Origin of the sequence: Novosphingobium sp. (assembly GCF_036820275.1) — a bacterium.
Classification (GTDB): Bacteria; Pseudomonadota; Alphaproteobacteria; order Sphingomonadales; family Sphingomonadaceae; genus Novosphingobium.
Map to the genome: position 1 here is coordinate 1 of NZ_DAISLT010000077.1, position 10,870 is coordinate 10,870.

General features: G+C 57.6%; 12 protein-coding genes. 8 read left to right on the forward strand and 4 right to left on the reverse strand.

The genetic code is table 11. The features are described from left to right. Window positions 1–51: 51 nt before the first annotated feature. The 3 genes from V7066_RS28340 to V7066_RS28350 form a co-directional block, all read right to left on the reverse strand. Complete coding sequence (locus V7066_RS28340; protein ID WP_334186271.1) at window positions 52–708, reverse strand: VOC family protein; 657 nt, start codon at window positions 706–708, stop codon at window positions 52–54. Further along, a complete protein-coding gene (locus V7066_RS28345) occupies window positions 705–2,396 on the reverse strand; it encodes an FAD-dependent oxidoreductase (protein WP_334186272.1) in 1,692 nt (563 codons plus the stop codon). The genes V7066_RS28340 and V7066_RS28345 overlap by 4 nt, the downstream gene beginning before the upstream one ends. 97 nt (window positions 2,397–2,493) lie before the next feature. Further along, a complete protein-coding gene (locus tag V7066_RS28350) occupies window positions 2,494–3,285 on the reverse strand; it encodes a GntR family transcriptional regulator (RefSeq protein ID WP_334186273.1) in 792 nt (263 codons plus the stop codon). A gap of 445 nt (window positions 3,286–3,730) precedes the next feature. On the opposite strand from V7066_RS28350, the gene V7066_RS28355 reads away from it, so the two are divergent. The 3 genes from V7066_RS28355 (at window position 3,731) to V7066_RS28365 (ending at window position 7,136) form a co-directional block, all read left to right on the forward strand. Beyond that, window positions 3,731–5,107, forward strand: a complete 1,377-nt coding sequence (locus V7066_RS28355) for an MFS transporter (protein ID WP_334186274.1) — start codon at window positions 3,731–3,733, stop codon at window positions 5,105–5,107. 94 nt (window positions 5,108–5,201) lie between these two features. Beyond that, window positions 5,202–6,047: a fumarylacetoacetate hydrolase family protein gene (locus V7066_RS28360; RefSeq protein WP_334186275.1), complete on the forward strand. Its 846-nt coding sequence runs from the start codon at window positions 5,202–5,204 to the stop codon at window positions 6,045–6,047. Between the two features lie 93 nt (window positions 6,048–6,140). Next, window positions 6,141–7,136, forward strand: a complete 996-nt coding sequence (locus V7066_RS28365; protein WP_334186276.1) for a quinone oxidoreductase family protein — start codon at window positions 6,141–6,143, stop codon at window positions 7,134–7,136. Between the two features lie 104 nt (window positions 7,137–7,240). Here V7066_RS28365 and V7066_RS28370 read toward each other — a convergent pair whose 3' ends face one another. Then, window positions 7,241–7,732 carry a hypothetical protein gene (locus tag V7066_RS28370; protein ID WP_334186277.1) on the reverse strand — a complete coding sequence of 164 codons (492 nt, stop codon included), beginning with the start codon at window positions 7,730–7,732 and terminating at the stop codon, window positions 7,241–7,243. Window positions 7,733–8,353: 621 nt separating this feature from the next. On the opposite strand from V7066_RS28370, the gene V7066_RS28375 reads away from it, so the two are divergent. The 5 genes from V7066_RS28375 to V7066_RS28395 form a co-directional block, all read left to right on the forward strand. Beyond that, on the forward strand, window positions 8,354–8,617 hold the full coding sequence (locus tag V7066_RS28375; RefSeq protein WP_334186278.1) for a helix-turn-helix domain-containing protein: 264 nt from the start codon (window positions 8,354–8,356) through the stop codon (window positions 8,615–8,617). A 22-nt stretch (window positions 8,618–8,639) separates the two neighbouring features. Further along, entirely contained in the window at window positions 8,640–8,948 is a 309-nt protein-coding gene (locus V7066_RS28380; protein ID WP_334186279.1) for a zinc ribbon domain-containing protein YjdM, read from the forward strand. Continuing rightward, complete coding sequence (locus V7066_RS28385) at window positions 8,948–9,262, forward strand: DUF167 domain-containing protein (RefSeq protein ID WP_334186280.1); 315 nt, start codon at window positions 8,948–8,950, stop codon at window positions 9,260–9,262. Before V7066_RS28380 ends, V7066_RS28385 begins: the two co-directional genes overlap by 1 nt. Then, window positions 9,256–9,993 carry a YoaK family protein gene (locus V7066_RS28390; protein WP_334186281.1) on the forward strand — a complete coding sequence of 246 codons (738 nt, stop codon included), beginning with the start codon at window positions 9,256–9,258 and terminating at the stop codon, window positions 9,991–9,993. Before V7066_RS28385 ends, V7066_RS28390 begins: the two co-directional genes overlap by 7 nt. Before the next feature lie 144 nt (window positions 9,994–10,137). Further along, window positions 10,138–10,870, forward strand: a 733-nt coding sequence (locus V7066_RS28395; protein ID WP_334186282.1) for a hypothetical protein, incomplete at its 3' end; no start/stop codon positions are given.

The following is a 10,870-nucleotide window of genomic DNA, read 5'->3' on the forward strand; positions in this document are numbered from 1 at the left end:
TCACGAAAGCTCCTTCTCACAAATTGGAGCCTCCGGAAAACCCGGGGCGCTTCAAATCGCTAGCAACTCTTCTCTCGCTACTCCCGCTCGGAAGCGGGCAATAAATTCGTCTCTTTCTATATCGATGCCAGAAGGATTGGCCTTGAAGGCGTCCGATTGAATAAAGGCCGCCATGTCGGCGGGACTTTCAAAATTGTCGATGCAGAGTTCGATAATGTTTTCATCAGGATCGCGAAAATAAAAACTTGTCATCGGCCCGTGATTGGCTGACCGATGTGGATGAATGTCCGCGTCGCGCAAAAGCTCGATCCGGCGGATCAATGTCTCAAGATCGGGATGCTTCAATTGCATATGGTTGAGGCCAGGATCGTCCGTGGGAGCGGTTCTCAATGTTGTGATTTCGAACAGCGCAAACACGACACTATAAGGATACGTGGTCACCAATCGCATAAAGCAAGAGCGCACATCCTTCGCATGCACCTGCTTGCCACCGTCCCCATGATGATTGGCCACCGTGACACTAGTGTCAGGTTTATTCTCAAGGAACCAGTCGCTTCCCAGCACCGCTTCGTACCAGAGCTTCATCCAATCATATTGATTGGTTTGGAGCACGATCTCTGAAACCCAGGGATTAGGCAATGCCGCAGTGCCCAACTTCAGGGTCTTCAATTTCTCGCTTTGCGCCAAGAGTGATGAATTGTCAGTCATCCTATGCCTCCTACCTTCATCTCCGGTTCGTGTTTCGCTGATGCATGTGCGGGCGAAGATGCCTCGTCGCCGCGCAGGCACTTAATGAGTTTATCTGTATCGGTTGGCAGATGGTTTCCACGCCATGTGACATGACCGTCGGGACGAACGATCACGTAACGGCGCGCATATAGCGCCTGTGCTTCGGCATGCTCGATCGGCACATGATTCATCGGAATGTTTTCCAGACGCAGGGCCGTTAGAAGGTCCGCAAGAGCCGATTCCGTTGTGCCGCTGAAATCCAGCACCACAAATCCGCGGCCGAACAGGTCGAGAATGGATTTTCCCGGACTCAGCCATACATGGGGCGCTCGCGCACCCGGCCGCGCGCTCTGGCCAAAATGCATAACGTCCTGTTCGACATACTCATCCTCATCTTCCTCTTCGAGGATCAGCGGTGATGAGCGGTAAACCGCTCCCAAGTGGATGCCGAATGACTTCCATTCGCGTTGCATTGCCGCCTGGGTAAACGTCCCGATTGCCTGGCGTGCCTCGGTTCCTTCGAGGCCTTCATCAAGCAGCCTGGGTTCGGCAGGTACACTGCGCATAGATGCCAGATTTTCCGATGCTTGCCGCACATTGCGCGCCGCGATGGGCCGTCGCTCGATATCATAGCTATCCAGCAGACTTTCCCTTCCCCACCCCTCGATGACGGCTGCGAGCTTCCAGGACAAATCGACGGCTTCGGCGATGCCGGTGTTCATGCCGTACCCGCCGGTCGGCGAAAGTTGATGCGCCGCGTCTCCAACGAGGAAGCAGCGGTCTTCGCGGAAACGCGAAGCCACATATTCCCGCCGTGACCAGGGTAGCCAGGATAACAATTCATAATCGACATCAGCGCCGATCCCGCGCTTGACGAATGCATCGATTTCCTCGGGGCTCCACGCAGGCCAAGCGTCAGACCCGATCAATTGCAGGCGCCAGACGTCGCGGCCGTTGATGTTGACCATGCTGCCCCAAATGCCTTCGGGACCGATGAGAATGTATCGATAGGCGCGCTTCCCGGTGGTGCGCTGGGCAAGCGCCGGACAGCGAATGAATATATTCGTGCTGCAACTTAGAACAGACGCCGTGGATGGGGTTATCCCTAGCTGCTGCGAAACAAAACTACCTGCGCCATCGCAGGCGGCCAGATAAGACGAACGAATTTGCAGTTGATTGCCGTCGTCAAGAGCCTCCACAATGGCATCAACGTAATCGTCATGCTGCTCAAAACCTACCAGCTTGTGCTTGTAGAGTAGGCGAGTCTCGGGGTTTGACGCTGCAGCTGCCTGAAGTACCGGATCGAAAAAATTCTGTGGGCACAGTTCGTGCTTCTCCGGACTGAATGGCGGCGGGACTGCCGTCGCCTTGTCTGGATATTCATCGCGCGCGAGCTCATGGCCGAGGACGCCTGTTGTGTAAACGATTGAAATGGGCAGGTCGCATGGAAAACCTGCCTGCTGCACAGCAGGGCCGATTCCCCAACGGCGACAGAACTCCATCGTCCTGATTCCGACATTATCCATCCGCGGATGTTCGAGGCGCGCATCCGGGCCATCCTGCTCGACAAGGATGGTCGGAATGCGGCGCCACCCAAGATCGATCGCCAGTGCGAGCCCAACGGGGCCTCCACCGACGATCAGAACTGGGCTATCAATTGGTGCCATCCTGCATGCTCCCCTATTTACGGTATGATGCCGCTCACGCGACAATTGCATGCAGTAATATACAATGAGCCGGTTTGGTCAAGGTGAACTTCTGATGTCATCGGCTAAGCGGGTTGGGTGTTTCGTCACCCAGTGCGGCATTCGCACGGGCCTTGAGATATTGAGCCGTGCTTTCGCGCGCATGATGAATATGTTCCCGGGCCAGGAATTCGGCACGAGCCCCTTCGCCGTTGCGCAGCGCGCCGACAATCGTGCGATGGTGGGATTGGCTTTCGCTTGTTGTCCGGAAACTTTCGGCGAGCCGGTCGGCAGAAAAGGCAAGTGAGGCCGGTCCGACCAGGGGGTGGCGGCAGACTAGTTCATGAGCGGCAGTCAGGGTAGCGTTGTCAGCCGCCTTCAGGATCACTTGGTGAAATTGCATATTCATATCGACCCAGCGCTGCATCAGAACATCGTCGAAATGACCGATTGCGCAAATCGCTTCGCCCTCTTCGAGGCACTGCGCCAGTGCAGCTTCGTCGCTTCTTTTGAGTCCGGCTTCGGCAATAATCCTGCAGGCCAGTCCCTCAAGAGTGCCGCGAACGTCGAAGCCTGCGAGGACGTCATACGTCGTGATTCGTCGCACCACATATCCCCGGTTGGGGGCGGGGACGACGAGTCCTTCGCCTTCCAGAACCTGCAGCGCGAGCCGGACTGGCGTTCGGGAAACGTTCAATTTATCCGCTAGGGCAATCTCAGCCACTCTCGCGCCAGCCTCAATCTCTCCTGAAAGAATGAGATCGCGTAACGCCAACGTAACGGCCTCCACTCGGCTAACAACCACTGTTCCAAATCTCCTGATAGCGTTTCTATGGCCGCCATTGTCGTGGCAGCGTTTGTTGCATGCCATGAATCGCCTCCCATTTCATCCTTGACGTCATATGCATGCACCAATAGGTATCGTTGCATGCAGAAAAATAACCGGGGAGGGCGATATGGCTATCTGGGGCCGCTCAAGGGGTCGGAAGCTTTGTCGAAATTGTGCGCTCAATAGGCTCTTCGTGCTGGCGCGATCAGGCTGCCCTGCGAGAGCTCGCTGGCAGCGTGCGGTTTTTCTTAGCGTCGCGCGGCCTCGATGTCCGCTGGTACCTTATCCTTCGACAGGCGCGGTCACGCACATAGCCGTCTTTGGGCGTGGCGCAATCGCCGGGGCGGCGCCAGGGTCTGCACGAAGAAGCTTGTCGCCCATCGCAGGAATTTGCGCGGCGGGCGCGCGACGCCAACTGACCCGGGTCAATTCCCTGTTGCGCACTCCGCTCGGATGACCCGCTATCTCATGCCTTTCGGATTCTGATATGCGGAAGAACAGAAACAAGGTCCACGCACTGCCGTTTGGGAAGCCTCGTGGCGAAATTTATAACGAGGAACGTTGGACAACCGTCGGATTGCTCTGCGTTCTCTATGCGATTTCGTTCGTAGATCGGCTTATAATCGCTTTGATTGTCGATCCGTTGAAAGCTGATCTTGGTCTCTCCGACGTCCAGGTGGGTCTTCTGTTTGGCCTGGGCTTTGCATTGCTCTATACAATTTGTGGAATACCGATTGCCCATCTCGTCGACCGCGGCAACCGCAGGCAGATTTTGCTCTGTGGGGTCTTGCTTTGGAGCAGCACCACGCTTTTAGCAGCTTTCGCGCAGAGCTACGTAGTCCTACTATGTAGCCGCGCCGGTGTCGCCATAGGTGAGGCGGTTCTCACACCTGTGGCAATTTCGATGATTGCGGACCTTTTTCCGCGTGACCGTCGTTCGCTTCCCACCAGCATCTATTCGATGGTTGGGGCAGTGATGGGATCAGGCGCACTCATCATCGGCGCTGCGGCGGTCATAGCAGGGGGATGGTTGAGTTCTGCGACGGACGTGGCGCCGTGGCGGCTGACTCTGGTCATTGTGGCTGTACCCGGCTTCATTGCGGCGGGCCTCTTTGCCTATTTCGTTGACGAGCCGTCCAGACGTTCAGAAAAGGATGATCGTCATTCTATTGCATCGCTCGTTCACGCGGCAAGACATGCATGGGAATATCGCGGCATCTATATCTCTTTTTTTTGCGGGATTGGGTTCATGCTTGGCATTGCCATGAGCCTCATTGCTTGGGCTCCGACGTATCTAGTGAGGGATCACGGCGTTACGTCGGCGCAAGCGGGCGCGCTGTTTGGGCTGGCGGCCGTATCGGGCAGCGTCTTGGGTACCCTGTCGGTAACTTGGGTCGTCCGGAGGATGGGGGGTGGCCGGCCGGAAAAGGGGGTCGTCTATGCTGCTATTGCCTACGCTGCGCTGAGCGGCCCGGTATTGGCTCTTGGGATAGGCATGCAAGATCTTATGGGTGTGTTGCTCGTCATTGCAATTACCATGGCCGGGCTTTCAGCGAGCGCTGTCCTCTCCCCGCTGCTTGTCCAGTATATTACACCCGCGATGATGCGGGCCCGTATGGTGGCACTTTACCTTCTTCTTAGTGGCCTGCTCAGCCTTGGCCTTGGTCCGCTTCTTGTCTCGATCCTGGCCCAGCATGCTCAAATAAACGGTGGGGGATTGGCTGGAGCGCTTGGCATGACCACATGGCTGGCGCTTGTATTCGCCATGATATGTTTCGCTATCGCCGCACGCGCTCTGTCGCGATTGCCTGATTATGGCCCGGGTGTTCTCGGCTCTAACGGTCACGCAGCAGAGTCGGCGTGACGAGACGAGGTACACAATTAGCAGCAAAAATGGTTGCATTTCAGCCGGTTGTATCTGCCCGTCTACTTACCATCTTGAATTGAGGAGAGAAGAAATGCGCATCGCAAAAGTGGCAAATGATGGGCGTATCGCCTCTGCAATCATTGCCGATCAAATTGCCCATATTGTAAGTCCGTGGGTGGCTGCCCCGCACGCAACGGTCGACTTCGATCTGCCCAGACTCGACATCTCGCAACTTCATGAACTGCGCGAGAACGCCCGAGAGGCAATCGCACTCGAAAGCCTTTCACTGATGCCTCCGGTCCCACCGTTCGCAAAGCTGATTTGTCTTGGGCTAAACTACCGCAATCATGTGGAAGAGACTCACAATGATCTCCCCGAAAATCCGTCGCTGTTCACCAAGCTCCCCGACGCACTCGTCGGCCAGGGTGAAGACATTGTGAAACCCCGTGTTTCAGACCATTTCGATTATGAAGGCGAGATTACTGTTGTCATTGGGAAAGCCGGACGGCATATCTCTAAAGAAGACGCTCTCAGCCACGTTTTTGGTTATACCATCATGCTTGACGGCAGCGTCCGAGACTACCAGAAACATTCAGCGTCGACTGGCAAGAATTTCTGGAAATCGGGGTCTTTGGGACCTTGGATAGTCACGGCCGACGAAATTCCAGATCCAACGCACCTTGCACTCGAAACGCGTCTCAATGGCCAGACTGTGCAGAAAACGACGGCGGACCTCATGCTCTATGATATTCCGACCGCGATATCTTACATCTCACGATGGACGCCGCTTGCGCCGGGCGACATTATTGCGACGGGCACCCCGGGTGGCGTTGGAGCTCGACGTAGTCCGCCTCTCTGGATGAAGAAGGACGACGTGATCGAAGTCGAAGTCTCGTCGGTCGGAATATTGCGCAATATGGTGATCAACGAGGATTGACGTCAGTCTGCAGGGCGCCCCGCCGCGCATTCTCATTGCGTTTTTTGTGATGACGGTGGTGAGGCGGGGCGCGCCCGTCAATTTTGGAGATCAATGATGCTTGCCATTCGCGTCGATGAACCCGGCGGCCCGGAAGTCCTCAAAGTCGTTGAGGTTCCAGAGCCGTTTCTTAAGCCGGGCACTATACTTGTTGATGTGCATGCAGTCGGGGTGAATTTCCTGGATATCCATCTGCGCCGCGGAATTCATCCTCGGGGTAACGAAAGCGTTCCAATGCCGTTTTTCCCCGGCGACGAGGGCGTAGGCATAGTGCGTGCCGTCGCGGAGGATGTTACGGGTTTCGTGCCGGGCGACAGGGTTGGGTGGATTCTTGGTGAGGCGTGCTATGCAGAAGTTGTCGCGGCCCCCGCAGCTTTTACTGTTAAAATCCCTGCTGAGGTCGATATCGAAACGGGCCTTGTGCTGGCGCAGGGATTAACAGCCCATTATCTTGCCCATGACATCGCGCCGATCAAAGAGGGCACGCCAGTCCTGGTTCATGCTGCCGCTGGTGGCGTTGGTCTACTGCTGACTCAAATACTAAAAATCCGAGGGGCCAAGGTCATTGCTGCGGTTTCCAGCGCCGAAAAGGCTGAGGCTGCGCGTGCAGCAGGAGCCGATGAAACGATACTATACTCGGATCAGGATTTCGCTGGCAGCGTGAGGTGTCTCACGGAAGGGAAAGGCGTGAGCGTCGTGTATGATGGCGTCGGCCGCGACACGTTTGAACTGAGCCTTGCATCTATTCGGCGCCGTGGTTTTTTTGTTCTGTTCGGTGCGGCTAGTGGCGCGGTTGAATCGATCGATCCAAGGGTGCTCCAGCGTGCGGGATCGATTTCTTTTTCAAGGCCGGGCTTGAGGGATTTTATCGAGAATCGCGACATCCTGCAGGATCGTGCGGATGATTTGTTTAAATGGATCAGTGATAAACGTCTCAATGTTGAGATCGGAAGGAAGTTTGCCTTGGCTGAGGCGGCTGAGTCGCACCGCGCCCTTGAAAGTCGGGCGGCGATCGGGAAGCAGATTCTAGTTTGCCCTGCGGGGTCCTAGATTACGCGAACGTCACTGGCTTGCCCAATTTCTTAGCTGGACGACGGCCTAAAGGCCTTAGTGCGATTGCACCATGCCTCGCGCGAATAAGGCGGTGTTGACGTCTAGCGTGGGATCCAACGCTGTAAGGCGGGCTCGATCCGTCGTGCCTTGAGCATATAATCCACGGAGCCGCGGCAACTGAGATCTGCCGCGGCCTGTTTAACCACGGGCCACGGCGGAGGGAATGCCGGATCGCAGGAGGCGAACACAATGCGATTCCCGTACTGCTCGGCGGGCACGCCTATGACCCGTCCATCGAAGCTGCCGGCAATACGGTGTTGAAGAACGGTGAATGCCATTGAATTGTCGCAGAGGTTGGCTACCAGCAGACCGGCGCGCCCGAGCCGCTTGCGGCAGCTGTCATAGAAGGCGCGTTCGCTCAGGGCCAGGGGAAGTCCGCGGTTGTCGAAGCCGTCCAGAAACAGGATGTCGGGTCGGCCCTCGGCCTGCGCCACATAATCCACGCCATCGGCGCAGATGACCCGGAAACGGTGATCGTCCGCTGGGACATGGAACCGATCTCTGAGCGCGATAACTTCGGGATCGATTTCCACGACCGTGATGTCGCAATCGGGCAGACAGCGACAGCATGTCGCCAAACCGGAAGAGCATGGGTCCCGTGGAGCCGAACGGGGCATCGAGAGCGATCGGAATATGTCCGGAGCGATTGAACCGGTCCTGAAGGTTAGAACCCGGCTCGGGCCGTTCGAGCCTCATGTCGAAGACCAGGTCGTGAAACTGATCGAGATCGGCGTCGCTGCAAGCTAAACTTGGTTCGATCGGCCGAATGGCGTCATCCATGTCGTGTCTTCCTCAACGCAAATTCGCCGGGGGGGACTGAAAGATCGCGCTCCCATCGCGCGAGTTCATCTGCGTTCAGTAGCTGCAGCCGGGAAAGCCTCTCGGCTTCGTCACGCCCAAGCGACTGCCTGGCCAGACCCTCGCGTACGAAATCGTTCAGCAGCAAATTCTGCAGAAGAAGAAATCCCATGAACCGCCGGGCCGTCGTCATCGCATTATAATTTTCTTTGTGGGATCGGAACGGCCCACGCGCTTTGCTTTGGTGGTCACAAACTCATCCTCGCCCTGAGCATCAAGGACAGGAGTGCTTGCTAACACATGGATCATAATTTTGTAAGGTTGAATTATGATGTTTTATACATCATACGGCTCGGATGATTACCTCCCAGCAAATGCGGGCGGCGCGCGCGCTGCTCGGGATCGACCAGAAGCGCCTCGCCGAACTGGCGGGCGTGTCGCTGCCCACGATCCAACGGATGGAAACATCGGACGGGCAGGTGCGCGGCGTCGTCGAGACACTGGTCAAGGTCGTCTCGGCGCTGGAGCGCGAAGGCGTCGAGTTGATCGGCGAAAAAGCATCCAGCCAAGGCACCGGGCGCGGGGTGCGCTTGCGTGATTGCGCTCAGGCGCATCGTTGAGACTTGAAGTGGACAAGGACAGATGACGGATAGCAGCGACGATTATGTGTATGACGAGGAGAGCGGCGAATGGATGCCGGCCTCGGAACTGGCCGAGAAGCAGCGCGCCACCACCCAGGTCGAGGTTCGTGACGCCTTCGGCAATCTGCTTGCCGATGGCGACCAGGTCACCCTCATCAAGGATCTGGACGTGAAAGGCGCCGGACAGACCCTCAAACGCGGCACCCTCATCAAGTCCATCCGGCTGACTGGCGATGACCAGGAAATCGATTGCAAGTTCGACGGCATCAAGGGCCTCGTCCTGCGCGCCGAGTTCGTGCGCAAGCGCTGATGGCGCGGCGCAAGATCCCCATGCCCTGCGCGGCGGCCATTCGCGAACCGGCGGATGCACAAGGTCGCCTCGCAATACGCGCGACGCCCAATGCCTCGGCTGATGCAGTCCTTCTGCCGTCCGGCTCCGGCGCATCCGAACTGATCATACGAACCACCGCGACACCCGAGGACGGCAAAGCCAATATGGCGATCCTGCGCCTGCTCGCCGAAGCACTGGGGCAGCCGGCTTCCGCTCTTGAGCTGCTGCGCGGCGGCAGCGCACGAACGAAGCTCGTTCGTATCCAGCCAGCACAAGGAACTGCATCATGTTGATCCTGCAAGGCGATGCACGTGACAGTCGCCACGATCGCAGGCTCGCCTTTGCGCTAGCCGCCGTGGCCGGCGGCCTCAATGCTGCCGCCTTTCATGAAGTTGGCTTCTTCTCGGCCAATATGACCGGCAATGTGTCCGCCATGTCGAGCCTGCTTGCCATGGGGCAATGGAGCCGTGGCCTGGGCTACCTCACCGTCATTCTTTCCTTCATCCTGGGCGCCATGGTCTCGACGCTCACGATCTGCGAGGGCCTGCGGCGCGGCATCGTCACCATCTATGCGCGTGTCATCCTTGCCGAAGGCGTGATGATTGCCATGCTCGGCATTTCCCGAACGGCCCTCGATCGCGAAGCCGGCGTCCCCTTGCTCATCCTCGGGCTGGCTTTCCTCATGGGACTGCAGAACGCGATCGTCACGCATATCTCCAATGCCCGTGTGCGAACGACCCATGTCTCGGGGATGTCGACCGATATCGGCATCGGTCTTGCGCGCATGATCGATATCCTGCGTGGACAGAAAGCAAGAGAAGATCGTCAGGCGGTCAAGACCCGGTTGCTCCTGCATATCGGCACCGTCCTGTCCTTTCTTCTCGGCGGTATCGTGGGTGTTCTGTCATGGCGCATCGTGGGTGATCTCTGTTTCGGACTCGCGGGGCTCGTATTGGCCTGTGTCGCATTGCTTTCCATCGCCAGTGCATCACAAATAGAGGTGCAGCCCGATCCTCTCGATTGATCATCGCTCCACTTGCGGTAATTACGGGGAAGAAATGAGGCCATAGGCCCGAACAGTCATTGAGGGGCGATGAATCTACTACCGCAATGGACCGATCGAGCCGACAAGCGCGGGCTCGATCCACTGGGCATGCAGAATAGTGGAGTGCTCCTCTATCAATCCTTGCTCCCGGGCATCAGCAACGTCACGCTGCGCATGCGCTATTATGGCTATTATTGCTGGCTGAGCGAGGCCTATGCACGCCGCGGCGCGACAAGTGATTTCGAAGCATGGCGCAAATGGGTCAGGCGTGCCGAGGCGCTCTATGCCCTGGTCTCCGCGCAGGCCGGCGAAACCGGCGTGGGCGGGATCGACTGGGCGAACCGGCGCCTCGCTGCCTCAGGCCGCATCATCGACTTCGAAGCTGCGGCCTCGAGCGACCCCTCGCAAGAACGCTATTTGCGCCAGTCGCTCGGCGTGTTCGGCGGCGCCTATTACAGCCAGATGGCGGAAATGGGCCTGTTTACCCTGAACAGACATGGGATCCAGGTCGCGACACGCGATCTGGGCCGCCGCGCAGCCACGCTCTTTGCCGAAGCGATCGGCCCCGATCTCGCGAAATTGCTGCGCCGCAAAATCGCTCAGCCCCATGTCAGCCTGCGCGATCTGGACCGTCTCGAGCCCATCATACCCTCACGGATCGATGCTGAAGGCGAAGAGCGGCTTTTCTATGAGACACTGCTCTTCGCAAGGGATGAAGGCACCCCAACGAGCGCACCCAGCCGCGCGGCGACCCTGACACTGATCCTCGATGCGGCGCGGGCGACCGAAGAATGGCCGGTGTGCGTGTTTCGGAAAGTCCCGGACAGCGATTCCGGTAAGTCGCGGACAGTGATTT